General features: G+C 60.0%; 26 protein-coding genes. 20 read left to right on the top strand and 6 right to left on the bottom strand.

Going from position 1 to position 26,953, the window contains the following annotated elements:
- Positions 1 to 154 precede the first annotated feature (154 nt).
- The 10 genes from JFT81_RS26075 (at position 155) to JFT81_RS26030 (ending at position 13,308) form a co-directional block, all read left to right on the top strand.
- Positions 155 to 2,374 (top strand): primosomal protein N', encoded by a 2,220-nt coding sequence (locus tag JFT81_RS26075; protein ID WP_201230052.1) that lies wholly within the window; start codon positions 155 to 157, stop codon positions 2,372 to 2,374.
- 266 nt (positions 2,375 to 2,640) lie between these two features.
- Positions 2,641 to 4,377, top strand: a complete 1,737-nt coding sequence (gene argS / locus JFT81_RS26070) for an arginine--tRNA ligase (protein WP_201230051.1) — start codon at positions 2,641 to 2,643, stop codon at positions 4,375 to 4,377.
- Position 4,378: 1 nt separating this feature from the next.
- A complete protein-coding gene (locus JFT81_RS26065; RefSeq protein ID WP_201230050.1) occupies positions 4,379 to 5,095 on the top strand; it encodes an SPOR domain-containing protein in 717 nt (238 codons plus the stop codon).
- Positions 5,096 to 5,381: 286 nt separating this feature from the next.
- The gene (hslV, locus tag JFT81_RS26060) at positions 5,382 to 5,918 is read left to right on the top strand and encodes an ATP-dependent protease subunit HslV (RefSeq protein ID WP_003220875.1); all 537 of its coding nucleotides are present in this window, start codon (positions 5,382 to 5,384) and stop codon (positions 5,916 to 5,918) included.
- 49 nt (positions 5,919 to 5,967) lie between these two features.
- Positions 5,968 to 7,305: an HslU--HslV peptidase ATPase subunit gene (hslU, locus tag JFT81_RS26055; RefSeq protein ID WP_201230048.1), complete on the top strand. Its 1,338-nt coding sequence runs from the start codon at positions 5,968 to 5,970 to the stop codon at positions 7,303 to 7,305.
- Positions 7,306 to 7,447: 142 nt separating this feature from the next.
- Positions 7,448 to 7,819: a DUF971 domain-containing protein gene (locus JFT81_RS26050; protein WP_201230046.1), complete on the top strand. Its 372-nt coding sequence runs from the start codon at positions 7,448 to 7,450 to the stop codon at positions 7,817 to 7,819.
- Between the two features lie 258 nt (positions 7,820 to 8,077).
- A complete protein-coding gene (gene phaC, locus JFT81_RS26045) occupies positions 8,078 to 9,757 on the top strand; it encodes a class II poly(R)-hydroxyalkanoic acid synthase (RefSeq protein WP_201230045.1) in 1,680 nt (559 codons plus the stop codon).
- 223 nt (positions 9,758 to 9,980) lie between these two features.
- The gene (gene phaZ, locus JFT81_RS26040) at positions 9,981 to 10,835 is read left to right on the top strand and encodes a poly(3-hydroxyalkanoate) depolymerase (protein ID WP_016984597.1); all 855 of its coding nucleotides are present in this window, start codon (positions 9,981 to 9,983) and stop codon (positions 10,833 to 10,835) included.
- 139 nt (positions 10,836 to 10,974) lie between these two features.
- On the top strand, positions 10,975 to 12,657 hold the full coding sequence (gene phaC, locus JFT81_RS26035) for a class II poly(R)-hydroxyalkanoic acid synthase (RefSeq protein WP_201230044.1): 1,683 nt from the start codon (positions 10,975 to 10,977) through the stop codon (positions 12,655 to 12,657).
- A gap of 30 nt (positions 12,658 to 12,687) precedes the next feature.
- A complete protein-coding gene (locus JFT81_RS26030) occupies positions 12,688 to 13,308 on the top strand; it encodes a TetR/AcrR family transcriptional regulator (RefSeq protein ID WP_201230043.1) in 621 nt (206 codons plus the stop codon).
- 192 nt (positions 13,309 to 13,500) lie between these two features.
- Here the strand turns inward: JFT81_RS26030 and JFT81_RS26025 are convergent, their stop codons facing one another.
- The 3 genes from JFT81_RS26025 to JFT81_RS26015 all read right to left on the bottom strand — a co-directional run bounded on the left by JFT81_RS26025 (position 13,501) and on the right by JFT81_RS26015 (position 15,420).
- Entirely contained in the window at positions 13,501 to 14,463 is a 963-nt protein-coding gene (locus tag JFT81_RS26025; protein ID WP_201230042.1) for a phasin family protein, read from the bottom strand.
- A gap of 10 nt (positions 14,464 to 14,473) precedes the next feature.
- The gene (locus JFT81_RS26020) at positions 14,474 to 14,896 is read right to left on the bottom strand and encodes a phasin family protein (RefSeq protein WP_201230041.1); all 423 of its coding nucleotides are present in this window, start codon (positions 14,894 to 14,896) and stop codon (positions 14,474 to 14,476) included.
- A 248-nt stretch (positions 14,897 to 15,144) separates the two neighbouring features.
- Positions 15,145 to 15,420 (bottom strand): polyhydroxyalkanoic acid system family protein, encoded by a 276-nt coding sequence (locus JFT81_RS26015; protein ID WP_201230040.1) that lies wholly within the window; start codon positions 15,418 to 15,420, stop codon positions 15,145 to 15,147.
- Positions 15,421 to 15,574: 154 nt separating this feature from the next.
- Between JFT81_RS26015 and ubiE the strand changes: the two genes are divergently transcribed.
- The 10 genes from ubiE (at position 15,575) to JFT81_RS25965 (ending at position 23,881) form a co-directional block, all read left to right on the top strand.
- Positions 15,575 to 16,345, top strand: coding sequence for a bifunctional demethylmenaquinone methyltransferase/2-methoxy-6-polyprenyl-1,4-benzoquinol methylase UbiE (gene ubiE, locus JFT81_RS26010; protein ID WP_008080626.1), 771 nt, complete (start codon positions 15,575 to 15,577; stop codon positions 16,343 to 16,345).
- Positions 16,345 to 16,968 (top strand): SCP2 domain-containing protein, encoded by a 624-nt coding sequence (locus tag JFT81_RS26005; RefSeq protein ID WP_201230038.1) that lies wholly within the window; start codon positions 16,345 to 16,347, stop codon positions 16,966 to 16,968. The genes ubiE and JFT81_RS26005 overlap by 1 nt, the downstream gene beginning before the upstream one ends.
- Positions 16,965 to 18,569, top strand: a complete 1,605-nt coding sequence (ubiB, locus tag JFT81_RS26000; protein WP_201230036.1) for a ubiquinone biosynthesis regulatory protein kinase UbiB — start codon at positions 16,965 to 16,967, stop codon at positions 18,567 to 18,569. Before JFT81_RS26005 ends, ubiB begins: the two co-directional genes overlap by 4 nt.
- A gap of 120 nt (positions 18,570 to 18,689) precedes the next feature.
- Positions 18,690 to 19,091, top strand: a complete 402-nt coding sequence (hisI, locus tag JFT81_RS25995; protein ID WP_007909357.1) for a phosphoribosyl-AMP cyclohydrolase — start codon at positions 18,690 to 18,692, stop codon at positions 19,089 to 19,091.
- Positions 19,084 to 19,416: a phosphoribosyl-ATP diphosphatase gene (locus JFT81_RS25990; RefSeq protein WP_003220849.1), complete on the top strand. Its 333-nt coding sequence runs from the start codon at positions 19,084 to 19,086 to the stop codon at positions 19,414 to 19,416. The genes hisI and JFT81_RS25990 overlap by 8 nt, the downstream gene beginning before the upstream one ends.
- Before the next feature lie 25 nt (positions 19,417 to 19,441).
- On the top strand, positions 19,442 to 19,723 hold the full coding sequence (locus JFT81_RS25985; protein WP_003220847.1) for a twin-arginine translocase TatA/TatE family subunit: 282 nt from the start codon (positions 19,442 to 19,444) through the stop codon (positions 19,721 to 19,723).
- A gap of 10 nt (positions 19,724 to 19,733) precedes the next feature.
- Complete coding sequence (gene tatB / locus JFT81_RS25980) at positions 19,734 to 20,204, top strand: Sec-independent protein translocase protein TatB (protein ID WP_201230029.1); 471 nt, start codon at positions 19,734 to 19,736, stop codon at positions 20,202 to 20,204.
- A complete protein-coding gene (tatC, locus tag JFT81_RS25975; protein ID WP_169844066.1) occupies positions 20,183 to 20,992 on the top strand; it encodes a twin-arginine translocase subunit TatC in 810 nt (269 codons plus the stop codon). The genes tatB and tatC overlap by 22 nt, the downstream gene beginning before the upstream one ends.
- Complete coding sequence (locus JFT81_RS25970; protein ID WP_201230027.1) at positions 20,989 to 21,696, top strand: 16S rRNA (uracil(1498)-N(3))-methyltransferase; 708 nt, start codon at positions 20,989 to 20,991, stop codon at positions 21,694 to 21,696. The genes tatC and JFT81_RS25970 overlap by 4 nt, the downstream gene beginning before the upstream one ends.
- A gap of 268 nt (positions 21,697 to 21,964) precedes the next feature.
- Positions 21,965 to 23,881, top strand: coding sequence for a methyl-accepting chemotaxis protein (locus tag JFT81_RS25965; RefSeq protein ID WP_201230025.1), 1,917 nt, complete (start codon positions 21,965 to 21,967; stop codon positions 23,879 to 23,881).
- Between the two features lie 306 nt (positions 23,882 to 24,187).
- Here the strand turns inward: JFT81_RS25965 and JFT81_RS25960 are convergent, their stop codons facing one another.
- The 3 genes from JFT81_RS25960 to JFT81_RS25950 form a co-directional block, all read right to left on the bottom strand.
- Positions 24,188 to 24,922 carry an amino acid ABC transporter ATP-binding protein gene (locus tag JFT81_RS25960; RefSeq protein ID WP_201230022.1) on the bottom strand — a complete coding sequence of 245 codons (735 nt, stop codon included), beginning with the start codon at positions 24,920 to 24,922 and terminating at the stop codon, positions 24,188 to 24,190.
- A complete protein-coding gene (locus tag JFT81_RS25955) occupies positions 24,915 to 25,874 on the bottom strand; it encodes an amino acid ABC transporter permease (protein WP_201230020.1) in 960 nt (319 codons plus the stop codon). Before JFT81_RS25955 ends, JFT81_RS25960 begins: the two co-directional genes overlap by 8 nt.
- A 130-nt stretch (positions 25,875 to 26,004) precedes the next feature.
- Positions 26,005 to 26,802, bottom strand: a complete 798-nt coding sequence (locus JFT81_RS25950; protein ID WP_201230018.1) for a transporter substrate-binding domain-containing protein — start codon at positions 26,800 to 26,802, stop codon at positions 26,005 to 26,007.
- Between the last annotated feature and the right edge of the window lie 151 nt (positions 26,803 to 26,953).

The raw sequence follows: 26,953 nt of genomic DNA, 5'->3' as shown, positions 1-26,953 counted from the left end.
CCATTGCACTGTCCCTGTGGGAGCGAGCCTGCTCGCGAAGCCGATCTATCAGCCAGCATTTTAGTCGCCTGACACAGCGCTTTCGCGAGCAGGCTCGCTCCCACAGGTTATGTCCGCAGTCCTTTTAATCGTCTGTTGATCGAGATCCCCCCGCGTGCCCGACGCCATTCTGCGCCTTGCCTTGCCCTCGCCTCTGCGCCGCCTGTTCGACTATCGAGCGCCGGCCGGCGTGCTGCGCGAGCAATTGCAGCCGGGCATGCGCCTGCGCGTGCCGTTCGGTCGACGCGAGATGATCGGCATTCTGGTCGAGGTCACGGACACCAGCGAAGTGCCGGTCGAGAAGCTCAAACCGGCGCTAGCGCTGCTCGATGCCACGCCGCCGCTGCCGCCAGCGCTGTTCAAACTGTGCCTGTGGACGTCGCAGTATTACCAGCACAGCCTCGGCGACACGTTGAGCTGGGCGCTGCCGGTGCTGTTGCGTCAGGGCGAACTGGCCGAAGCCCGGCAAGAGCGCTTCTGGTCGATTACCCCCGGCGCCAGCCTTGATGATCCGCGTGTCGCCCGCGCCCCGCGTCAGCGTGAAGCACTTGCCACCCTGGCCCAGCATCCGCACGGCGTCGCGCATCAGCTACTGAGCAAGCTGATGCTGAGCAAGGACAGTCTCGATCTGCTGCTGGCCAAGAATTTGGTGCAAGTGGAAATCCGTCGCCATGCGCCGGGCGCGCGCCATGAGCACTGGCTGGCACAGCCGGAACTGCCGCTCAACACCGAACAACGCGCCGCCTACGAGGCTATCCGCGCCGGTTTCGACAGTTATCACGCCTTCCTGTTGGCCGGCGTCACCGGCAGCGGCAAGACCGAAGTCTATTTGCAGCTGATTCGCGAAACCCTCGAAGCCGGCAAGCAGGCGCTGGTGCTGATCCCCGAGATCAACCTCGGCCCGCAGACGCTGGCGCGCTTCGAACAGCGTTTCAATGCGCGCATCGCCCTGCTGCATTCGGCGGTCAATGATCGCGAACGCCTCGACGCCTGGCTCGCCGCGCGCGATGGCGAGGCCGACATCATTATCGGCACCCGTTCGGCGCTGTTCACCCCGATGAAAAACCCCGGGCTGATCATCATCGACGAGGAGCACGACGGTTCTTATAAACAGCAGGAAGGTTTGCGTTACCACGCCCGCGACCTGGCGCTGGTGCGAGCGCGGCAGGAAAACATCCCGATCGTGCTCGGCTCCGCCACGCCTTCGCTGGAAAGCCTGCACAACGCCTACACCGGGCGGTACGGCCTGCTGCGCCTGAACGAACGCGCCGGTGGCGCCAAACAACCACGCTTCCTGCGCTTGGATGTGAAAAGCCGTCCGCTGGACAGCGGTATTTCCGGGCCGATGCAGCAAGCCATCGGCCAGACTCTTGCCAATGGCCAGCAGGTGTTGGTGTTCCTCAACCGCCGCGGCTTTGCCCCGACGTTGCTGTGTCACGATTGCGGCTGGATGTCCGAGTGTTCGCGTTGCGATGCGCGGATGACGGTGCATCAGCGTCATGGCGAATTGCGTTGCCACCATTGCGGCTACGTTGAACGCGTGCCGCGCCAGTGCCCGAAGTGCAACAAGGTCGATCTGCGTCCGGTAGGCGCGGGTACCGAGCGCGCCGAGGAACGATTGTCGATTCTGTTCCCGGATTACCCGGTGCTGCGGGTCGATCGCGACAGCACTTCACGCAAAGACGCAATGAATCAGTTGTTCGCAACGATTCAGAAGGGCCAGCCGTGCATTCTGGTCGGCACGCAGATGCTTGCCAAAGGTCACCACTTTCCGCGAGTCACGCTGGTGTCGATCCTCGATGCCGACGGTGGTTTGTTCTCCGGCGACTTCCGCGCCAGCGAGCGCATGGCGCAGTTGATCGTGCAGGTCGCCGGACGGGCCGGGCGCGCGGAAGAACCGGGCAAGGTGATCATTCAGACTCACCTCGCCGACCACCCTTTATTGGTGCAACTGACCGAACAGGGTTACTTCGCCTTTGCCGAGCAGGCATTGAGCGAACGCCGGGCGGCCGGGCTGCCGCCATTTGCGCATCTGGCGCTGCTGCGTGCCGAAGCGCACAAACCGGGCCAGGCCGAAGGTTTCCTTGATGAGGCGTGCAGCGAAGCCGAGCGTTTGCTGGTCGAGCAGAACTTGAGCGGAATTGAATTGCTTGGACCGGTGCCCGCGCCGATGGAGCGACGGGCCGGGCGTTATCGTGCGCAGTTGTTATTGCAGGCGACGGCGCGGGCGCCGCTGCACCGGTTGCTGGCCAGTTGGTTGCTGGTATTGGAGCAGATGCCGAGTGGGCGCGCGGTGCGCTGGTCGCTGGATGTCGACCCCGTCGATTTGTATTGACCCCACAACCTGTAGGAGCAAGGCTTGCCCGCGATAGGGCCCTGAAGATCGCCTTCGCTGGCAAGCCATGCTCCTACAAGCGATGGCGTCCTGAAGATCGCCTTCGCTGGCAAGCCTTGTTCCTGCAAGGGATGGCGGTCGAATTGTCACCACATATCCATAAGCTGCCTGCTAAGGTTGGCAAGCCCGACTTCGCAACGGATAATGCCCAGTTTTTCCACCCGCGCATCGATGCGCCGCCGCGCTTGCGGTCGAAAGAGAAGACCATGAAAGACACCATTCGCCAGCTGATCCAACAAGCCCTCACCCAACTCGTCAACGAAGGTGTGTTGCCTGAAGGCCTGTCGCCGGCGATTCAGGTGGAGAACGCTCGTGACAAGACCCACGGCGACTTCGCCAGCAACATCGCGATGATGCTGGCCAAGCCTGCGGGCATGAAGCCGCGCGATCTGGCGGAAAAAATCATCGCCGCGCTGCCGGCTGACGAAAACGTCACCAAGGCTGAAATTGCCGGCCCGGGCTTCATCAATTTTTTCCAGAACACCCAGGCTTTGGCCAATCGCCTCGAAGCCGCTTTGGCCGACGAGCACCTTGGCGTGCGCAAGGCTGGCCCTGTGCAGCGTACCGTGATCGACCTGTCGGCACCGAACCTGGCCAAAGAGATGCACGTCGGCCACTTGCGCTCGACCATCATCGGCGACGGTGTAGCGCGAGTTCTTGAATTCCTCGGCGATGAAGTGATCCGTCAGAACCACGTTGGCGACTGGGGCACCCAGTTCGGCATGCTGATGGCCTATTTGCAGGAAAACCCGATCACCAGCGACGAGCTGTCTGACCTGGAAAACTTCTACCGCGCCGCCAAACAGCGTTTCGATGAATCCGAAGAGTTCGCCGACCTCGCCCGCGGCCTGGTGGTCAAGCTGCAGGCTGGCGATGCCGAGTGCCTGGGGCTGTGGACCAAGTTCAAGGACATCTCGCTGTCGCACTGCCAGAAGATCTACGAACTGCTCAACGTAAAACTGACGATGGCCGACGTGATGGGCGAAAGTGCCTACAACGACGACCTGATCAACGTGGTCAACGACCTGAAAGCAGCCGGCATGCTCGTTGAGAGCAACGGCGCGCAGTGCGTGTTCCTCGACGAGTTCAAGAACGCCGACGGCGACCCGCTGCCGGTGATCATCGTCAAGGCTGACGGCGGCTACCTGTACGCCACCACTGATCTGGCGGCCGTGCGCTACCGCAGTGGCACGCTGAAGGCTGATCGCGCTCTGTACTTCGTCGATCAGCGTCAGGCCCTGCACTTCCAGCAAGTGTTCGCCGTGGCGCGCAAGGCCGGTTTCGTCACCCATCCGATGGAGATGGAGCACATGGGCTTCGGCACCATGAATGGCGCGGATGGCCGTCCGTTCAAGACTCGTGATGGCGGTACCGTGAAACTCGTTGATCTGCTGATCGAAGCAGAAGATCGCGCTTTCAAACTGGTACAGGAAAAGAATCCGGACTTGCCAGTCGAAGCGCTGAAAGAAATCGCGAAGGTCGTTGGTATCGACTCGGTTAAGTACGCTGACCTGTCCAAGCATCGCGCCAGCGACTACAGCTTCAACTTCGATCTGATGCTGAATTTCGAAGGCAACACGGCTCCCTACCTGCTTTACGCCTACACCCGTGCTGCCGGCGTTTTCCGCAAGCTGGAAAAGGACTTCAGCGAAGTACAAGGGCAAATCGTCCTTGAAGCCGAACTTGAGCAAGAACTAGGTACCAAACTGGCACAATTCGGTGAAGTTCTGAATGGCGTGGCGGAAAAAGGCACCCCGCACATTCTCTGCACCTATCTTTATGATCTGGCCAGTCTGTTCTCCAGTTTCTATGAGAACTGCCCGATCCTGAAAGCCGAAACGCCAGACCAGATGCAAAGCCGTCTGCGCCTGACTGAATTGACACGTCGCACCCTTAAACAAGGCCTGGAGCTGTTGGGCCTGAAAGTCCTGGAGCAAATGTAAGTTGGCTGCCAAGAAAAAACCTGCACCCAAGCGTGGCGCCAGCCGTTATCAAGCTCCTGCGAAGCAACCGATTCCGGGTTGGCTATGGATGGCCATCGGCCTGACGGTCGGCGCGTTCATCGTGTTCCTGATGAAGCTGGAGCCGGGCAAGGGTAGCGACACGGTCAAGCGCGAGAAAATCGAACAAGCGCAACAGCAGAAAGCGTCGAAAATCGCCGAGGCCAACAAGACCCCGCCGAGCCCGACGCAACCGGTGAAGCCGAAGTACGACTTCTACACCCTGCTGCCGGAGTCGGAAGTCATCGTGCCGCCGGACGCCGTGCCTGAGAAGACGCTGCCGACGCCACAAGTGCCGGCCATCCCGACCACACCGGTGACACCGGCAGAAGCGGCGAAGATCGATACTGCGCGCGCACAGGCGGCGCTGGCCGGGATTACCCCGCCGCCAGCACCACCCGTGAGCAAAGCGGCACCAGTGACCAAGTTCTTCCTCCAGGCCGGTTCATTCCGCAAGGAAACCGATGCCGACAAGGTGCGCGCGCAGATCATTCTGCTCGGTCAGGCGGTGGCGGTTGAATCCGGCACGGTCAAGGATGAAACCTGGTACCGCGTACTGGTCGGCCCGTTCAGCAACCGTGAACAGCTGACCACTGCCCAGAAACAACTGGCCGGCGCCGGCTTCAGCAACCTGTTGTTACAACAGCGCCAAAGCCGCTGATTGTCTCCCGTGGGCACCTCACTCTGAGGCTGCCCACAATCCCTGTGGTGAGGGGATTTTTCCCCGACCGGCTGCGCAGCCGTGGTAAATCCGGCATTCGCGGTGTGTCAGAGCGACTGCAAGCGCAGGTTTGAGGGCCGCTTCGCGCCCCAACGGGGATAAATCCCCTCGCCACAGTCTCATTCGCCGTTCGTCCCTCTGCGCCCTCTGCGGTTGAAATCCTCTCCAGCACCCCCATATGAATGGGCATAAGGCACTTTCGCCCAGCTGTGTGGAGACTCTTCCCTTGACCACCATCGTTTCAGTCCGCCGCCACGGTAAAGTCGTCATGGGCGGCGACGGCCAGGTTTCTCTCGGCAACACCGTGATGAAAGGCAACGCGAAAAAAGTCCGTCGCCTGTACCACGGCCAGGTCATCGCCGGTTTCGCCGGTGCCACTGCCGACGCCTTTACCCTCTTCGAACGTTTCGAAGGCCAGCTTGAGAAACATCAGGGCCACCTGATCCGTGCCGCCGTCGAACTCGCCAAAGAATGGCGCACCGACCGTTCCCTGAGCCGACTCGAAGCCATGCTCGCGGTCGCCAACAAAGACGCGTCCCTGATCATTACCGGTAACGGTGACGTGGTCGAACCCGAAAATGGCCTTATTGCCATGGGTTCCGGCGGCGGCTATGCGCAGGCTGCCGCCAGCGCCCTGCTGAAAAAGACTGATCTGTCGGCCCGTGAAATCGTCGAAACCGCTTTGGGTATCGCCGCCGACATCTGTGTATTCACCAACCACACTCAGACCATTGAGGAGCAGGATCTCGCTGAAGAAGCCTGATACGGCCCCTGTGCCACGGCTTTTTTCTGCTTGAGGACCGCCAATTATTATGTCCATGACTCCCCGCGAAATCGTCCACGAACTCAACCGCCACATCATCGGCCAGGACGATGCCAAGCGCGCCGTCGCGATTGCCCTGCGCAACCGCTGGCGCCGCATGCAGCTGCCTGAAGAGCTGCGCGTTGAAGTGACCCCGAAGAACATCCTGATGATCGGCCCGACCGGTGTCGGTAAAACCGAGATCGCCCGTCGTCTGGCCAAACTGGCCAACGCACCGTTCATCAAAGTCGAAGCGACCAAGTTCACCGAAGTCGGCTACGTCGGCCGTGATGTCGAATCGATCATCCGTGATCTGGCTGATGCCGCGATCAAGATGCTCCGTGAGCAGGAAATGACCAAGGTTCGCCACCGCGCCGAAGACGCCGCCGAGGATCGTATCCTCGACGCGCTGCTGCCGCCGGCACGCATGGGCTTCAGCAACGAAGAAGCGCCGAGCAGCGACTCCAATACCCGTCAGCTGTTCCGCAAGCGCCTGCGCGAAGGTCAGCTGGATGACAAGGAAATCGAGATCGAAGTCGCCGAAGTGGCCGGCATCGAGATCGCCACGCCGCCAGGCATGGAAGAAATGACCAACCAGTTGCAGTCCCTGTTCGCCAACATGGGCAAGGGCAAGAAGAAGTCCCGCAAGCTCAAGGTCAAAGAAGCGCTGAAGCTGGTGCGCGACGAAGAAGCCGGGCGTCTGGTCAATGAAGAAGAGTTGAAAGCCAAGGCCCTGGAAGCCGTCGAGCAGCACGGCATCGTGTTCATCGACGAGATCGACAAAGTCGCCAAGCGTGGCAACGTCGGCGGCGCCGATGTCTCCCGTGAAGGCGTACAGCGCGACCTGCTGCCGCTGATCGAAGGCTGCACCGTCAACACCAAACTGGGCATGGTCAAGACTGACCACATCCTGTTCATCGCGTCCGGTGCGTTCCACCTGAGCAAGCCAAGCGATCTGGTGCCGGAGCTGCAAGGTCGCCTGCCGATCCGCGTCGAACTCAAGGCCCTGACCCCGTCGGACTTCGAGCGTATTCTCAGCGAACCGCATGCCTCGCTCACCGAGCAATATTGCGCGCTGCTGAAAACCGAAGGTTTGAACATCGAGTTCCAGCCGGAAGGCATCAAGCGCATCGCCGAGATCGCCTGGCAGGTCAACGAGAAGACCGAGAACATCGGTGCCCGTCGTTTGCACACCTTGCTGGAGCGCCTGCTTGAAGAGGTGTCGTTCAGTGCCGGCGATATGGCCAGCACCCACGATGAGAAGCCGATTCTGATCAACGCCGAATACGTCAACAGCCACCTCGGCGAATTGGCGCAGAACGAAGACCTGTCCCGTTATATCCTGTAAGCCTCTCTTACAGATGTAATGGAACTGTGGGAGCGAGCCTGCTCGCGAAGACGGCAGTACATTCAACCCTGTGTTGACTGAACCACCGCATTCGCGAGCAGGCTCGCTCCCACAAGGTTCCGCACTAGACGGATACCTGATCATGACCCCCAAAGAAATCAAACTGCACAAAGCCTCGAAAACCCTGACGCTCACCTATGCGTCCGGCGAGGAGTACACCCTGCCCGCTGAATTCCTGCGCGTGCATTCTCCCTCTGCCGAGGTCCAGGGCCACGGCAAACCGATCCTGCAATTCGGCAAGCTCAACGTCGGTCTGAGCAAGCTGGAACCGGCCGGTCACTACGCACTGAAACTGACCTTCGACGACGGTCACGACAGCGGCCTGTTCACCTGGGACTATCTCTACGAGCTGGGGCGACGTTATGACGCACTCTGGGCCGATTATCTGGCCGAGCTCAAAGCCGCCGGAAAAACCCGCGACCCGGACGAGTCGATCGTCAAGCTGATGCTCTAGCCCGAGCCTTGCGCTCATTAGAGGGCATTTTCTAAATTCATCTGTTTGAATGCTCCGCTGTATGGCCGAGGATCGGCCTGCTTGCGAAAAAAATTAAACTCGGGTAACCAATGGAGCTGGCAAGTTCCCTGCAGTGCTCTACGACTGTAAAGCAGCTATGCAGAATTAACGGTCACCCGAGCAGTAGTACCTGGCATTGGCTGTGGAACTGCACAGCAGAAAACCGGGTACTCGTCTCAGGACAATGGAGCGTCGTAGATGAGTAACAAGAATAACGATGACCTGAAGTATCAAGCCTCGGAAAACACCCTGGGGCTTAATCCCGTCGTTGGGCTACGCGGAAAGGATCTGCTGGCCTCTGCTCGTATGGTGCTGAAACAGGCCATCAAACAACCGATCCATAGTGTCAAACACGTCACCCATTTCGGCCTCGAACTGAAGAACGTGTTGTTCGGCAAATCCGAACTGCAACCGGCCGGCGATGACCGTCGCTTCGCCGACCCTGCGTGGAGCCAGAACCCGCTCTACAAACGTTATCTGCAAACTTATCTGGCGTGGCGCAAGGAACTCCACTCCTGGATCGACGACAGCAGCCTGTCACCCAAAGACATCGCGCGCGGCCACTTCGTCATCAACCTGATGACCGAAGCCATGGCCCCGACCAACACCGCCGCCAACCCGGCAGCGGTGAAACGCTTCTTCGAAACCGGCGGCAAAAGCCTGCTCGATGGCCTCTCGCATCTGGCCAAGGATCTGGTACACAACGGCGGCATGCCGAGCCAGGTCAACATGGGCGCGTTCGAGGTCGGCAAGAGCCTGGGCGTGACCGAGGGGGCGGTGGTGTTTCGCAACGACGTGCTGGAGCTGATCCAGTACAAGCCGATCACCGAGCAAGTCCACGAGCGTCCGTTGCTGGTGGTGCCGCCACAGATCAACAAGTTCTACGTATTCGACTTAAGCCCGGACAAGAGTCTGGCGCGTTTCTGCCTGCGCAACAACGTGCAGACGTTCATCGTCAGTTGGCGCAACCCGACCAAGGCACAGCGCGAATGGGGCCTGTCGACGTATATCGATGCGCTGAAAGAGGCGGTCGATGTGGTCACCGCGATCACCGGCAGCAAAGACATCAACATGCTCGGTGCCTGCTCCGGCGGCATCACCTGCACCGCCCTGCTCGGCCACTACGCGGCGCTTGGCCAGAAGAAGGTCAATGCCATGACCCTGCTGGTCAGCGTGCTCGACACGACGCTGGACAGCGACGTCGCGCTGTTTGTCGATGAACAGACCCTTGAGACCGCCAAGCGCCACTCGTATCAGGCCGGCGTGCTGGAAGGCAAAGACATGGCCAAGGTCTTCGCGTGGATGCGCCCCAATGACCTGATCTGGAATTACTGGGTCAACAACTACCTGCTCGGCAACGAGCCGCCGGTGTTCGACATCCTGTTCTGGAACAACGACACCACACGGTTGCCGGCCGCGTTCCACGGCGATCTGATCGAAATGTTCAAAAACAACCCACTGATTCGCCCCAACGCACTGGAAGTGTGCGGCACGCCGATCGACCTCAAACAGGTCACGTCCGACATCTTCTCGCTGGCCGGCACCAACGATCACATCACCCCATGGAAGTCCTGCTACAAGTCGGCGCAGTTGTTTGGTGGCAAGGTCGAATTCGTGCTGTCGAGCAGCGGGCATATACAGAGCATTCTGAACCCGCCGGGCAACCCGAAATCGCGCTACATGACCGGCGAAGAGATGGCCGCCAATGCCGATGACTGGCAAGAGAACTCGACCAAGCACACCGACTCCTGGTGGCTGCACTGGCAGGCATGGCAGGCAGAGCGTTCGGGCGACCTGAAAAAGGCCCCACTGAAACTGGGCAACAAGGCGTATCCGGCCGGTGAAGCCTCGCCGGGCACTTACGTTCACGAGCGGTAACTGACACACCTCGACCCCCCAAATTGTGGGGTGAACCTGTGGCGAGGGGATTTATCCCCGTTGGGCTGCGCAGCGGCCCCAAAACCAGCTGACGCGGTATTTCTGAACAACCGCGTGTGAAGATTTTGCGACTGCTGCGCAGCCGAACGGGGATAAATCCCCTCGCCACAAGGCTCACTCCTACACGGAATCGGGTGTACTTAACATTCACAGGGCCTGACGCATGCCGCAACCTTTCATATTCCGTACCGTCGATCTGGATGGCCAAACCATCCGCACCGCGGTACGCCCCGGCAAGCCTCACTTGACGCCCTTGCTGATTTTCAACGGCATCGGCGCCAACCTGGAGCTGGTGTTTCCGTTCGTCGCGGCACTGGACCCGGATCTGGAAGTAATCGCCTTCGACGTCCCCGGTGTCGGCGGCTCCTCGACGCCGAACCGGCCGTATCGCTTTCCCGGCCTGGCCAAGCTGACCTCGCGGATGCTCGATTACCTCGACTACGGCCAGGTCAACGTCATCGGCGTGTCCTGGGGCGGTGCGCTGGCGCAACAGTTCGCTTACGACTACCCCGAGCGCTGCAAGAAACTGGTGCTGGCGGCGACCGCTGCCGGTGCGGTGATGGTGCCGGGCAAACCGAAAGTGCTATGGATGATGGCCAGCCCCCGGCGCTACATCCAGCCATCCCATGTCATCCGCATCGCGCCATTGATCTACGGCGGCTCGTTCCGCCGCGACCCGACGCTGGCCGCCAGCCACGCGGCGAAAGTGCGTTCGGCCGGCAAGCTCGGTTACTACTGGCAACTGTTCGCCGGGCTGGGCTGGACCAGCATTCACTGGCTGCACAAGATCCATCAGCCGACGCTGGTGCTGGCCGGCGACGACGACCCGCTGATCCCGTTGATCAACATGCGCATGCTCGCCTGGCGCATTCCCAACGCGCAGTTGCACATCATCGATGACGGTCACCTGTTCCTGATCACCCGCGCCGAAGCCGTGGCGCCGATCATCATGAAGTTTCTCCAGGAGGAACGGCAGCGTGCAGTGATGCACCCGCACCCGACCCCGCTGGGCGGCTAAGCGCTGCGGCAGGCTTTATGCAGGGCTTTTGTACAACGTGCGCGGCAGGACGCCGCGCAGGCAGCAACGTGTAACAGCGTCTATGGTGTTCTGGTTCGGTGAGTTTGTTTTTGGCCTGAAGACGAAGGAGTGTTGAGTCATGCGCGACAAACCAGCGACGGGCGTAGTGCCCAGCCCCGCCGTGTTCATCAACGCACAAAGTGCGATTACTGGCCTGCGTGGCCGGGATCTGCTCTCGACCCTGCGCAGCGTCGCCGCTCACGGCCTGCGTAACCCGATTCACAGTGCCAAGCACGCGTTGAAACTCGGCAGCCAGTTGGGTCGTGTATTGCTCGGTGAAACTCTGCACCCGACCAATCCGAACGACAGCCGTTTCGCTGATCCGGCATGGAGCCTCAACCCGTTTTACCGGCGCAGCCTGCAGGCTTATCTGGCCTGGCAGAAACAGGTCAAAAGCTGGATCGACGACAGCGACATGAACCCGGACGACCGTGCCCGCGCGCACTTCGCCTTCACCCTGCTCAACGATGCCGTGGCGCCGTCCAACACCCTGCTCAATCCGTTGGCGGTCAAGGAACTGTTCAACTCCGGCGGCCACAGCCTGGTGCGTGGCCTCAGTCATCTGTTCGACGACCTGCTGCACAACGACGGCCTGCCCCGCCAGGTCACCAAGCAGGCTTTCGAGGTCGGCAAAACCGTCGCCACTACCACCGGTTCGGTGGTGTTTCGCAACGAGTTGCTGGAGCTGATCCAGTACAAGCCCATGAGCGAAAAGCAGTACGCCAAGCCGCTGCTGGTGGTGCCACCGCAAATCAACAAGTACTACATTTTCGATCTCAGCCCGCAGAACAGCTTCGTTCAATACGCGCTGAAGAACGGCTTGCAGACCTTCATGATCAGTTGGCGCAATCCCGATGTGCGCCATCGCGAGTGGGGCCTGTCGACCTACGTCGAGGCGGTCGAAGAGGCGATGAACATCTGCCGCGCGATCACTGGCGCGCGCGAGGTCAACCTGATGGGCGCCTGTGCTGGCGGACTGACTATCGCTGCGCTGCAAGGCCATTTGCAGGCCAAGCGGCAACTGCGGCGGATCTCCAGCGCGACCTATCTGGTCAGCCTGCTCGACAGCGAGATCGAAACCTCAGCCACGCTGTTTGCCGATGAACAAACCCTTGAAGCCGCCAAGCGCCGCTCTTATCAAAAAGGCGTACTGGAGGGTCGCGACATGGCCAAGGTTTTCGCCTGGATGCGCCCCAACGATTTGATCTGGAGTTACTTCGTCAACAACTACCTGTTGGGCAAAGAGCCGCCGGCCTTCGACATCCTCTACTGGAACAACGACAACACACGTCTGCCAGCGGCGTTTCACGGTGACTTGCTGGACTTCTTCAAGCACAACCCGCTGACCCACCCCGGCGGTCTTGAGGTCTGCGGCACGCCGATTGATTTGCAGAAAGTCACCGTCGATAGCTTCAGCGTCGCTGGCATGAACGACCACATCACGCCGTGGGATGCGGTGTATCGCTCGACCCTGCTGCTGGGTGGCGAGCGGCGCTTTGTGCTCTCCAACAGCGGCCACGTGCAGAGCATTCTCAACCCGCCGAGCAATCCGAAAGCCGCGTACGTCGACAACGCCAAGATGAGCAGCGACCCGCGCGCCTGGTACTACGACGCCAAACACGTCGATGGCAGTTGGTGGCCGCAGTGGCTGGAATGGATTCAACAGCGCTCCGGTGCCCAGCACGAAACCCAGATGACCCTCGGCAACCCGAACTATCCACCGATGGAGGCAGCACCCGGCACTTACGTGCATGTGCGCTGACGCTTAACCGAACTTTTCTAAGAAGACTGGATGAAAACCCGCGACCGGATTCTCGAATGTGCTTTGCAACTGTTCAACGAAAAGGGCGAGCCGAACGTTTCCACCATGGAGGTGGCCAACGAAATGGGGATCAGCCCCGGCAACCTCTACTACCACTTCCACGGCAAGGAACCGCTGATTCTCGGGTTGTTCGATCGTTTCCAGAATGAACTGGCGCCGCTGCTTGATCCACCGTCGGATGCCGAGTTGGCCCCGGAGGATTACTGGCTGTTCCTGCACCTGATCGTCGAGCGGCTGGCACAGTACCGGTTTCTGTTCCAGGACCTGTCGAACCTGGCCGGACGGCTGCCGAAACTGGCCAAGGGCATTCGCAATCTGCTCAACGCGTTGAAGCGCACGCTGGCTTCATTGCTGGCACGGTTGAAGGCGTCGGGGCAGTTGGTCAGTGACACTCAGGCGTTGGGGCAACTGGTCGAGCAGATCACCATGACGCTGCTGTTTTCGCTGGACTATCAGCGGATTCTCGATCGCGAGGGTGAGGTGAGATTGGTCGTTTACCAGATCATGATGCTGGTGGCGCCGCACCTGCTACCGCCGGTGAAAGTCGCCACCGAACGGATGGCCCTGCAGTACCTCGAAGATCAAGAATAATCTGAGCCAACCCATACCCTGTAGGAGTGAGCCTGCTCGCGATAGCGATCTGTCAGTCGACACCCTTTTGACGGATAGACAGCTATCGCGAGCAGGCTCACTCCTACAGGGATTCGCAGTGGTTTGAGATTATCTGCACAAACAAAAACGCCCGACCTTCACAGGCCGGGCGTTTTGTTTTGCCCTGAAAAATCAGGACTGACTGGTTGGCGTCGACGGTGTCGATGCTGCAGTCGGGGTGGCCACCGGAGTCGGTGCTGCGGCGGAGTTCGACGCGCTGACCGGAGCTGCCGGAGTGGCAGGTTTGGCAGCAGCAGGCGCTGCCGGTTTTGGCGCAGCGGCTTTCGGCGCGGCCGGTTTTTTCACTGCAGGTTTTTTCGCGGCAGCCGGTTTCGCGGCAGGCTTCGCAGCAGGTTTGGCGGCAGCGGTTTTCGCGGCAGGCTTCGCAGCAGGTTTGGCGGCAGCGGTTTTCGCTGCAGGCTTGGCGGCTGGTTTAGCGGCGGCTTTGGCAGCAGGTTTTGCTGCTGGTTTGGCAGCGGCTTTGGCGGCAACCGGTTTGGCTGCAGCTTTAGCTGCTGGCTTGGCGGCTGCGGTTTTCGCCGCTGGCTTGGCCGCTGCTTTGGCGGCAGGCTTCGCGGCCGCTTTGACCAGTGGCTTGGCCGCAGTTTTGGCTGCTGGTTTAGCCGCAGCCGTTTTGGTTGCAGGCTTGGCCGCTGCGGTTTTCGCCGCGACTGGACGGGCCTTTTCGCCAGTGAGTTTTTCGATCTGCTTGGTCAAGGTTTCCACCTTGCTGTGCAGCGCTTTCACTTCATTGCGGCTCGGTACACCCAGGCGCGAAATCGCGCTGTTCAGGCGCTTGTCGAAAGCCCCTTCCAGCTCGTCCCACTTGCCCAGTGCGCGATCTTTCACGCCGCTGATGCGCGACTTGGCCGAAGAAGCGGAGTCCTTGGCGGCATCGACTTTTTTGCCGACTGCCGACTTGGTGAGCTTCTCGGCTTTCTCGCCGTCTTTGACCAATGTATCGAAGAGCTTGCTGCCGTCAGTGTCGATCTTCGAGTACACGCCTAAACCAGCCAGCCAGATTTTGCGGGAGTAGGATTCGACCTTCCCGACCCACGAGCTGCTTTCTTTATCGGTGTTCTTTTTGCCAGCCATCCCGTTCTCCTTAAGATTTACGCGCGACGCGTTCGAGCAATGCCGTCAGCTCATCGAGCTTAGCAGAGAGTGTCTCAACGTCATGTTTAGACGGAATGCCGATACGATTCAAGGCGCTTGCTACACGGGAGTCGAACGCCTTCTCGACCTTGTCGAGCTGAACTTCGACGCGACCTTTGAACGAGCTGACTTCACTCTTGGCATCATCAATCTCGGCGTTGGCCGCTTCGAGTTTTTCGGTGACGACTTTTTTGCCTTTCTTTTCAACAGTTTGACCAGCCTGGATCAACTCTTGAAAGTACTCGCTACCCTCTTGGCCGACCTTGGCGTAGGCACCCAGGCCTGCCAGCCAGATCTTGCGGGCATAGGATTTGACGTCGCTCAGAGCAGAAGTCGAAGCGTCGATTTTTTTCTTCAAAATAACTTTGGCCATGGTGCACCTCACGCGCAGAAGGTTTGAGGAACTGCCCGCGAAAGTGTCGGGCTCAGGCACAAAGTAGGCAGAAAAATTAGAAACGGCACCCTAACAACTGACATAAACAGCAAGGGCACCACAAAACAAATGTGGGAGCGAGCCTGCTCGCGAAAGCGGTGTATCAGTCAATATTTGAGTCGACTGACGCACCGCTTTCGCGAGCAGGCTCGCTCCCACAGGGGGTATCGGGTTACCGAAAATCGCGATCAGACCAGCGCTTTATCCAGGGCTTTTTCGATTTCGGCTTTGATCATGCCGCTCATGGCCGACATCATCAGGCCCAGCTCAACGTCGACCTTGATCGAATCGTCCGCCACATGCACCGCGCCTTTCACACCCGACCGCTTGAGGTTGAGGGTGTCGCCCGACCACTGCGGCTCCAGACCATATTGCTCGGAGAGTTTCTGCGCCAGCTTGTCAGCCTTCTCGCGGGCAGCTTCCTTGCCCAGGGTGTGGGCGCGCTCAACAGTGATTTTGGCCATTGAATAACTCCTGATGGATGAATAGGTGTCGGTAAATCTTGACCGCCGCTGCGGCAAATCGTCCCGAAGGTTGCCCATCTTACCTTTAGCCATTCCAAGACAAAGCATGGCTTGGGGATTAGAATGTCGCGCATTCTCTTTTGGTGACAGCGATATGACTGATCAGCGCAAAGGCAGCGATGCCGAACCCACCACTCACTTCGGCTTCAAAAACGTTCCGGAAAGCCAGAAAGCGGAAAAAGTCGCTGAGGTTTTCCACTCGGTAGCCGCCAAATACGACCTGATGAACGACCTTCTGTCGGGCGGCATGCACCGTTTGTGGAAGCGTTTCGCGATCGAATTGTCGGGCGTGCGCAGCGGTAACCGCGTGCTGGACATCGCCGGCGGTACTGGCGACCTGACCAAAAAATTCTCGCACCTGGTCGGCCCGACCGGTCAGGTGGTTTTGGCTGACATCAACGAATCGATGCTCAAGGTCGGTCGCGACCGTCTGCTCGATCTGGGTGTTGCCGGCAACGTTGAATTCGTTCAGGCGGACGCCGAAAAACTGCCGTTCCCGGACAACCATTTCGACTGCGTGACCATCGCCTTCGGCCTGCGTAACGTGACGCACAAGGAAGACGCCCTGCGCTCGATGCTGCGCGTACTCAAGCCTGGTGGTCGTCTGTTGGTGCTGGAGTTCTCCAAGCCGACCAACGCGCTGATGTCGAAAGCCTACGACGCCTATTCGTTCGCCTTCATGCCGTTGATGGGCAAGCTGATCACCAATGATTCGGAAAGCTATCGCTACCTGGCCGAATCGATCCGCATGCACCCGAATCAGGAAACCCTGAAGTCGATGATGGTCGACGCCGGTTTCGACCGCGTGACCTATCACAACATGACCGCAGGCATCGTTGCCCTGCACCGCGGCATCAAGCCCTGATGCTGCTCACCGGGCTGCTCGCCAGCGTCGAACTCGGCCTCAACCGGGTGCTGCGTCTCGACAGCACGGCGCTGCCGCGGCTCGCGCATTTGACCGGCAAAGTGATTGCCGTCGACTGCCGCAGCCCGGCGCTGCAACTGTTCATCTTGCCGAGCGACGAAGGCTTGATGCTGGCGTCCCATTGGGAAACCGGTGTCGACTGCACCTTGCGCGCCCCGGCTTCGAGCCTGATCAAACTGGCCATGAGCAAAGACAAGACCGCGGTGTTGCACGCCCCGGAAGTCGAGCTCGATGGCGACAGCGGCGTGCTGCTGGATCTGGCCGGCGTGCTGCAGGATCTTGAGCTGGACTGGGAGTACGAACTCTCGCGCTGGCTCGGCCCGGTGGCCACGCAACTGGTCGGCGGCCATCTGCGCAGCCGTGCGCGCTGGTATCAACAAGGATTTGCCAGCCTCAACCAGAACCTCGCCGAATACCTCGCCGAAGAATCGCGCACCCTCGTCGGGCAGCGCGAAGCCGAAGCGCGATTCAGTGAACTGGACCGGATCAAACTTGATCTGGAACGTCTCGAGGCGCGTTTCGAGCGCCTTTCCCGATCCCTCGACCCAAGCGATAACGCATGAAGCTGCTTGCCGTCCGCCGTCTGTTGCGCATCCAGCGCGTCGTGATCCGCTACCGTCTCGATGACCTGCTGTTCGATCTGCCGCTGCCCTGGTTTCTCCTGGCGTTGCGCTATGTGCTGCCGTGGCGCTGGTTCCCGCGTAAATCGCTGGAGCTGAGTCGTGGCGCGCGCCTGCGCCTGGCGCTGCAGGATCTGGGGCCGATTTTCATCAAGTTCGGGCAGATTCTTTCGACCCGCCGTGATTTGCTGCCGGAAGACATCGCCGATGAGCTGATGCGCTTGCAGGATCGCGTGCCGCCGTTCGATTCGCAGCTGTCGATCAAGCTGATCGAAGAACAGCTGGGCAAGAAGATCAGCGACGTGTTCAGCCGTTTCGACGTCGAACCGCTGGCCTCGGCGTCGGTGGCGCAGGTGCATGCCGCGCAGCTGAAAACCGGTGAAGAGGTGGTGGTCAAGGTCATCCGCCCGGGCCTGAAACCGATCATCGCGCAGGATCTGGCGTGGCTGTTCATCCTCGCCCGCGCCGCTGAAAAACTTTCGGCCGACGCACGTCTGCTGCACCCGGTGGACGTGGTGCAGGATTACGAAAAAACCATTTACGACGAACTCGATCTGCTGCGCGAAGCGGCCAACGCCAGCCAGTTGAAGCGCAATTTCGAAGGTTCGCCGCTGCTTTATGTGCCGCAGGTCTATTGGGACTGGTGCCGGCCGAAAGTACTGGTGATGGAGCGCATCTACGGCATTCAGGTCACCGATCTGGCGACCCTCGCCGACCAGCGCACCGACATGAAAATGCTCGCCGAGCGCGGCGTGGAGATCTTCTTCACCCAGGTGTTCCGCGACAGCTTCTTCCACGCCGACATGCACCCGGGCAACATCTTCGTCAGCACCGTCAACCCGTGGAGCCCGCAGTACATCGCGATCGACTGCGGTATCGTCGGCAGCCTGACCCCGGAAGACCAGGATTATCTGGCGCGCAACCTGTTCGCGTTCTTCAAGCGTGACTACCGCCGCGTGGCGCAATTGCACATCGATTCGGGCTGGGTGCCGGCAGAAACCAAGCTCAACGAGTTCGAAGCGGCGATCCGTACCGTGTGCGAGCCGATCTTCGAAAAACCGTTAAAAGATATTTCATTTGGCCAGGTGCTGATGCGCCTGTTCCAGACCGCACGACGCTTCAACATGGAAGTCCAGCCGCAGCTGGTGCTGCTGCAAAAAACCCTGCTGAACATCGAAGGCCTCGGCCGCCAGTTGTACCCGGATCTGGATCTGTGGAACACCGCGCAGCCGTTCCTCGAACGCTGGATGCGCGAACGCGTCAGCCCGAAAGCCTTGCTCGGCAACGTGCAGAGCCAGTTCGAACAGCTGCCGCACCTGGCCAACATGGCGCGTGACCTGCTCGAACGCATGTCCCAGCCGCATGCCTACGATCCGCCGCCACCGTGGCACAAACGCAAGGACGACTGGTTCCTGCGCCTGCTCGGTTGCGCGCATCTGGCCGGCGGGGTGATCCTCGCCATCGGTGGCCCATTGCACGAATTGGGGCATTGGCCGGCCGGAATCATGGTGGCAGTCGGCTTGTATCTGGTCGTTCGCCGATAGCAGGAATCAGCTGCAAGTTATAAGCTGCGAGCTGCAAGCCTGCCGTTACAGGAACACCGCAACCTGCTTTTACTTGCAGATTGAAGCTCAAAGCTTTTAGCTGCGTTTCGGGAATTGAAGATGAAAAACTGGCTGGACGAGATCAAATGGGACGCTGATGGCCTGGTGCCGGCGATTGCCCAGGATCACAAGACCGGACGTGTATTGATGATGGCCTGGATGAACCGCGAAGCGCTCGAACTGACCGCCGCGGAAAACCGTGCAATCTACTGGTCACGTTCCCGTGGCAAGCTGTGGCGCAAGGGCGAAGAGTCCGGCCATGTGCAGACCTTGCATGAGATGCGTCTGGACTGTGACGCCGACGTGATCATCCTGATGGTTGAACAGATCGGCGACATCGCTTGCCATACCGGCCGTCAAAGCTGCTTTTACCGTGTCTTCGAAAACGGCGACTGGAAAACCGTCGACCCGGTTCTGAAAGACCCGCACGCTATCTATTCCGCAGGACACAAACATGAGTGACACCCTGACCCGCCTCGCTCAGGTGCTTGAAGAGCGCAAGGGCGCTGCTGCCGACAGCTCATATGTAGCTAGTCTGTATCACAAGGGCTTGAACAAGATTCTGGAGAAAGTCGGCGAAGAGTCGGTCGAAACCATTATTGCCGCCAAGGACGCCGCCATCAGCGGTGACTGCAGCGACGTGATCTACGAGACCGCCGACCTGTGGTTCCACAGCATGGTCATGCTCGCCCAACTGGGGCAGCATCCGCAGGCTGTGCTCGATGAACTGGATCGTCGCTTCGGTCTGTCCGGACACGTCGAGAAAGCCTCGCGTCCGTCCGCCTGAACAACTTTTAGAGAGGAACAGCAACATGGGCATTTTTGACTGGAAACACTGGATCGTCATTCTGGTAGTCGTGGTGCTGGTGTTCGGCACCAAGAAACTGAAAAACCTCGGCACCGACGTTGGCGAGTCGATCAAGGGCTTCCGCAAGGCCATGAACGACGACGAGAAACCTGCCGCCGATCCAACCGTCACGCCTGCGCAACCGGTGCCACCGGTTCAGCCGCAAGCCACCGCTCAGGCCAATCCGCCGCACACCATTGACGTGCAGGCGCAGAAAGTCGAAGAGCCGATCCGCAAAGACGTGTGAGCACTGACTAATGTTTGGTATCAGCTTCTCTGAACTGCTGCTCGTCGGCCTCGTTGCACTGCTGGTGCTGGGCCCCGAGCGTCTGCCGGGCGCTGCACGCACCGCTGGCCTGTGGGTCGGCCGGCTGAAGCGCAGCTTCAACGCGATCAAACAGGAAGTTGAACGTGAAATCGGTGCCGACGAGATTCGTCGGCAACTGCACAACGAGCACATTCTGTCGCTGGAGCAAGAGGCGCGGAAGATCTTCCAGCCGGTTCAGCAAGAGCCGACGCCGGTTGAAGTTGAGCATGTCGGACAGCAGACGATTCATGCGCCAACCGCGCCTGCTGCACCTGCTCCAATAACAGCACCTGCTGCCGTTGTAGCGCCGACAGAACCGGCGCCCGTTGCCGCAGAAACTTCGGTTGAACACGTAGCTCAAACCGCCGCGCCGATCACACCAGCGCCTCACGACACCACATTGCCGCCGCGAGCCCCATGAGCGATCTCCCCGAAAACGACCAGCACATGCCGCTGGTTTCGCACCTCACCGAGTTGCGCACCCGTCTGCTGCGTTGCGTGGCGGCGATCTTCATCATCTTCGCCGGGCTGTTCGCCTTCACCCAGCAGATCTACACCTTCGTCTCGACGCCGCTGCGCCAGTACCTGCCGGTCGGCGCAACGATGATCGCCACCGATGTGTCGTCGCCGTTCCTGACGCCGCTGAAACTGACGATGATGGTTTCGCTGTTTCTGGCGATTCCGGTGATCCTGCATCAGATCTGGGGCTTTATCGCGCCGGGCCTGTACAAGCACGAGAAGCGCATCGCTGTGCCGCTGCTGGTCTCCAGCATCCTGCTGTTCTACACCGGCATGGCGTTCGCCTATTACTTCGTGTTCCCGCTGATCTTCAAGTTCTTCGCCGCCGCCACCCCGGCCGGCGTGGAAATGATGACCGACATCGCCAGCTACCTCGATTTCGTCATGACGCTGTTCTTCGCTTTCGGCGTGGCGTTTGAAATCCCGGTGGCCGTGGTCCTGCTGGTGTGGATCGGCGTAGTCGACGTCAAATACCTGAAGAAAATCCGTCCGTACGTGATCATCGGCTGCTTCGTGGTCGGCATGATCCTGACGCCGCCGGACATCTTCTCGCAAACCCTGTTGGCCGTGCCGATGTGGATGCTGTTTGAAATCGGCATTCTGTTCGGTGGCCTGATCAGCAAGCGCGAACGCCCGGACGAAACCCCGGCCGACGATCACAACGACCAGCCGCCAGCGACCCAGGCATGAACCTGCTGTTGCTCGAAGAGGCCGATTTCATTGCGGCCGACCGCGTGGTGCTGCGTGATCGTCGCCTGACGCACATGCAGGAAGTCCACCGTTCGGAAGTCGGTGACAGCCTGCGTGTGGGGCGTATCGATGGTTTGATGGGCTCGGCGGAGTTGCTGCGGCTGGAGGCAGGTGAGGCTGAATTGCGCGTCACCCTCGATCAGCCGCCACCGGCGAAATTGCCGCTTACTCTCGTGTTGGCCCTGCCCCGCCCGAAAATGCTCCGCCGGGTGTTTCAGACCGTGGCAACCATGGGCGTGTCCAAGGTGATTCTGGTCAACAGCTACCGAGTCGAGAAGAGTTTCTGGCAGACGCCATTTCTTGAACCGGAAGCGATTCGCGCAAATTTGATCCTCGGTCTTGAACAGGCACGCGATACCGTGCTGCCAGAAATCATCATCGAGAAGCGCTTCAAGCCTTTTGTTGAAGACCGCCTGCCGGCGATTACCGAAGGTACCCTCGGCCTGGTCGGCCATCCCGGCAACTATCCGCCGTGCCCGCGCGCGCTCAGCGAACCGGTCACATTGGCCATCGGCCCCGAAGGCGGCTGGATCCCTTACGAAATCGACCTGCTGGCCAAATCCGGCCTGCAACCGGTGCAACTGGGCGAGCGCATCCTGCGCGTCGAAACCGCCGTCACCGCCCTCCTCGCCCGCCTGTTCTAAGCGTCACACCGATCCCCTGTAGGAGCTGCCGCAGGCTGCGATCTCTTGATGTTGTCTTGTTAAAGCAAGATCAAAAGATCGCAGCCTGCGGCAGCTCCTACAGTCCAGCGTTCCGGCATTCCAGCGTTCCAGCGTTCCAGCAGTCCAGCAGTCCAGCAGTCCAGCATTCCAGCGAGCCTCAGGACTGCCGGACAAATGGTGTTACAGATTGCCATCACTCAGCCGATACAGTCCCCATAAGTCCAATTAGTGGTCGGGGAGTCGTCGCATGTACCGTTGGTTAGCCGAGAATCTTGGGAACGTCAGCGTCAAACGCAAGCTGGGTATTGGTTTCGGCCTGGTGCTGTTGCTGACGCTGTTGATCACCTTCACCGGCTGGTCCGGCATGAGCGGCATCATCAGCCGTGGTGACAAGCTTGGGTTCATTTCCAGCCTCAACGAGCTGACCAAGGACCTGCGCCTCGCGCGCCTGGACTATGAAGCACGCCGTGGCGAACAAGGCCCGGGCGCGGTCAACGAACTGCTGAGCAAACTCGACAGTGGCCTGCAAACCGCCCGCAGCCTGATCGAGCAACCGTCCGACGCAGCCATGGTCGATCAGCAACTGGCCGCCGTCGCCGAGTACAAACGCGCCTTCGCTGACATGACCCAGGCCACCGTGCAGCGCGAAGACGCTCGCAGCAAACTTGGCGCCAGTGCCGACAACGCTGTGGCCAAGGTGTCCGAAGTTGAAAAATCCGTGCTGCAGGGCGATAGCGTCGCGCAATTCAATAGCGTCATCGAGCTGAGCAAACTGCTGCAACAGGCGCGCTACCAGGTTCGCGGCTACACCTACAGCGGCAAGGCCGACGCCGAACAGCCAGCGCTGGACGCGATCGACAATGCGCTGAAAAACCTCGAAAGCCTGCCATCGAAACTGCCGGAGCAGCACATCGCCAACCTGCAACAGGCCGCTGATTCGATCAAAGCTTATCGTGCGGCGGTCAGCCAATTCCGCGACTCTCAAGTCAACACTGCCAAGGCTCAGGCAAGCATGTCGACTCAGGGCGAGATCCTGCTCGACGTCAGCAAGAAACTCACCGAATCGCAAACCGTCGTGCGCGACACCGATGCCGCCCACGCCAAGAACATGCTGATGATCGCCACGCTGCTGGCCGTAGCTTTTGGCCTTCTGGCGGCTTGGGCGATCACCCGTCAGATCATCATTCCACTGAACCAGACCCTGCAAGTCGCTGAACGCGTGGCGGCCGGCGACCTGACTCACAACCTGGTCTCCCTGCGCCGCGACGAACTCGGCCAGTTGCAACGCTCGATGCAGAGCATGACCCAAGGTCTGCGCGAGCTGATCGGCGGGATCAGCGACGGCGTTACGCAGATCGCCAGCGCCGCTGAAGAGCTGTCGGCCGTGACCGAGCAGACCAGCGCCGGGGTCAACAATCAGAAGATCGAGACCGACCAGGTCGCCACTGCCATGAACGAAATGGCCGCGACCGTGCAGGAAGTCGCGCGCAACGCCGAGGAAGCTTCGGAAGCCGCCGTGGCCGCTGACCAGCAGGCCCGCGAAGGCGACAAAGTGGTCGGCGAAGCCATCGCGCAGATCGAGCGTCTGGCGGTTGAAGTGGGTCACTCCACCGAAGCCATGGGCGAACTGAAACGCGAAAGCGACAAGATCGGCAGCGTCCTCGACGTGATCAAATCCGTGGCCCAGCAAACCAACCTGCTGGCCCTCAACGCGGCGATTGAAGCGGCGCGTGCCGGTGAAGCCGGACGTGGTTTTGCCGTAGTCGCCGACGAAGTACGCAGCCTCGCCCAGCGCACGCAGAAGTCCACCGAAGAGATCGAAGAACTGATTGTCGGCCTGCAAAACGGTACTCAGCAAGTCGCAACGATCATGGACAACAGCCGCACCCTGACCGACAGCAGCGTTGAGCTGACCCGTCGCGCCGGCGGTTCGCTGGAAAGCATCACCCGCACGGTGTCGGCGATTCAGGCGATGAACCAGCAGATTGCGGCAGCAGCTGAACAGCAGAGCGCGGTGGCTGAAGAGATCAACCGTAGCGTGTTGAATGTGCGCGATGTGTCGGATCAGACGTCGGCGGCGAGTGAAGAGACCGCGGCGTCGAGCGTTGAGCTGGCGCGGTTGGGGACGCATCTGCAGATGCTGGTGGGTCGCTTCAAGGTTTGAGGTGATTCATCCACCTCGGTTCGCTGTGGACCGAGGTGATGCGATTCGCGAGCAGGCTCGCTCCCACATTGGACCGTGTCCGCCTGGACAACTCGGTCGACTGTGGGAGCGAGCCTGCTCGCGAAGACGTTCTGAAAGACGCCGCAGTTACAAAACCTGACGCAGGAAAGCTTGGGCGCGTGGATCCTTCGGCGCATCAAAGAACTCTGCCGGCGCAGCATCTCCCACATTGGACCGTTCGCCTGGACAACTCGGTCGACTGTGGGAGCGAGCCTGCTCGCGAAGACGTTCTGAAAGACGCCGCAGTTACAAAACCTGACGCAGGAAAGCTTGGGCGCGTGGATCCTTCGGCGCATCAAAGAACTCTGCCGGCGAGGCATCTTCCAGCAGTTTGCCGTGATCGAAAAACAGCACCCGATCCGCCACTTCCCGGGCAAAGCCCATCTCGTGGGTCACACAGACCATGGTCATGCCTTCTACGGCCAGGTTCTTCATCACGTCCAGCACCTCGCCGACCATTTCCGGGTCAAGTGCCGAAGTCGGCTCGTCGAACAACATAACCTTCGGTTCCATCGCCAGCGCCCGCGCAATGGCCACGCGCTGCTGCTGACCACCGGACAGGCGCGACGGAAACTCGTTGGCCTTCTGCGCAATCCCGACCTTTTTCAGCAACTCCATGGCCTTCGCCTCGCGCTCTTTCTTGCCGCGCTTGCGCACGACTTTCTGCGCCAGACAGAGGTTTTCCAGCACGGTCATGTGCGGGAACAGATTGAAATGCTGAAACACCATGCCGACTTCACGGCGGTAGGCATTGACGTCGGTCTTCGGGTCGGCCAGTTGCAAGCCGTCGATGCTCACCGAGCCTGAGTCGAATTCTTCCAGGCCGTTGAGGCAACGCAGGAAGGTCGATTTGCCGGAACCGGACGGGCCGATCACCACCAGCACTTCGCCCTTGGCAACCGTGGTGCTGACGTTATCCACCGCGCGCACCACTTGCCCACGGGTGTCGAAGACTTTTACCAGTTCGCGGACTTCAATCACTTTGCGCGAGCCTCCGCTCAAGCCGGCTGGCGATTTTCGACAGCGGCAGGTTGATCAACAGGTACAGGCCGGCGACGCAGAACAGAATCTCGAACGGCGAGAACGACGTGGTGATGACTTCACGGCCGCTTTTCAGCAGCTCGGTGATAGCGATCACCGACACCAAGGACGTGTCCTTGACCAGACTGATGAACTGCCCGGCCAATGGTGGTAGCACGCGCTTCAAGGCTTGCGGCAGCACCACATGGCGCATCGACTGGCCGGCACTCAGTCCCAGCGAGCGCGCCGCTTCGTTCTGCCCACGGGCAATCGACTGCACGCCGGAACGGATGATCTCGGCGACATAAGCGCCGGTGAACAACGACAGCGCGGCGATCCCGGCGAACTCGCGGGACAGGTTCATCACCGTGCCGATGAAGAAGTAGAAAATGAAGATCTGCACCAGCAGCGGCGTGCCGCGCACCAGTTCGACATAAATCGTCGAGAGGTCGCGCAGGGTCGGGTTGCTCGACAAGCGGCACAGCCCGGTGACCAGGCCGATCAACAGGCCCAATACGCCGGACACCACCGACAGCCACAACGTCGTCCACAGCCCCCACAACAGCGGCCCTGCCGCCCAGTGACGGGTGACACCGACGACGTCGCCTTCAGCCACATCGTCGCCCTGAGCGAATTGCAGACTGTTCTCGTCGACCGTCAGGTGTTGCTCGTCACCGGCGTCGTTGCGCAGGGTGACTTGCGCGCTGCCGCCCTTGCGCACCAGCTCCGTGACGGTGGAGATGTCAGTGGCACGCTGGGTTTCTTCGGCCTGATAGGCGAAGTACTGCGGCACGCGATTCCAGCGCCATTCGTAGGACATCAGCGACGTCGCGTAATACAAAGCGCCCGCCAGGCCGACCAGCACCAACACGGTGAGGACGTGCCACGGCCATTGGGCTTTTTTATGTTTCATTGCAGGTTCCGGGATTGGTGTTGCTTACAAGGCCCTCTTCGCGAGCAGGCTCGCTCCCACATTGGAATGCATTTCAAATGTGGGAGCGAGCCTGCTCGCGAATGGGGCGACGCGGTCTGGCTGACCGGCGTTATTCCATGTCCTTGAGCCACTCGGTGCTCTTGAACCACTTGTCATGGATGCGATCGTAGGTGCCGTCTTCGTGGATCTGGTGCAGGAAGTTGTTGATGAAGTTGATGCTGTCGTAATCACCCTTCTTCAGACCAAACGCCAATGGCTCGTAGGTGAACGGCTTGTCGAGGAACACCAGTTTGCCAGCGCCGACCTTGGTCACCGCAACCACGTTGTACGGCGCGTCATAGATAAACGCGTCGGCCTTGCCGTTGACCACGTCGAGCACGGCTTCCTGCTCATTGTCGTAGCCGTGGTACTTGGCTTTGGAGATCAGCTTCCTGGCGACCATTTCGCCGGTGGTGCCGAGCTTGGAGGTGATGCGGTAGTCAGCAGTGTTCAGGTCTTTGTACGACTTGATGGTGCCTTCCAGCTCCTTGCGGATCAGCAGGGTCTGGCCAACGACGATGAACGGTTCGCTGAAGTTCAGGCGCAGGTTACGCTCCTGAGTCAGGGTCATGCCGCTGCCGATCATGTCGAACTTGTCGGTCATCAGCGCCGGGATGATGCCGTCGTAACCGGTCGAAACCAGCTCGAGTTTGACGCCCATGGCCTTTGACATGGCTTTGAGGATGTCGACTTCGAAGCCGATGATTTCGCCGCGCTTGTTGGTCATTTCGAACGGCATGTAGGTCGGATCCATACCGACTTTCAACGTACCGCGTTTGACCGCGTCATCGATTGCGCCAGCCTGCGCCGCATTGACTGCAACCAGTGCCGTGACGCCGACCAGCAGCATCGACAGATACTTCTTCATCTTCAAGTCCCCAAAACCATTGCGTTTGCGGCGCGAAAACCAACAGAGGCAGGCAAAAAAGCCCGGGTGCGCCAATTCGGGGACGGATGCTAACGCACTCGTTTTTTTGCACAAGGTTTAATGGACGATTTGTTTAACAATCAAGGGCTGC

Origin of the sequence: Pseudomonas sp. TH43, from assembly GCF_016650635.1 — a bacterium.
Taxonomy (GTDB): Bacteria; Pseudomonadota; Gammaproteobacteria; order Pseudomonadales; family Pseudomonadaceae; genus Aquipseudomonas.
This window is presented reverse-complemented; position numbering and strand designations above follow the sequence as displayed.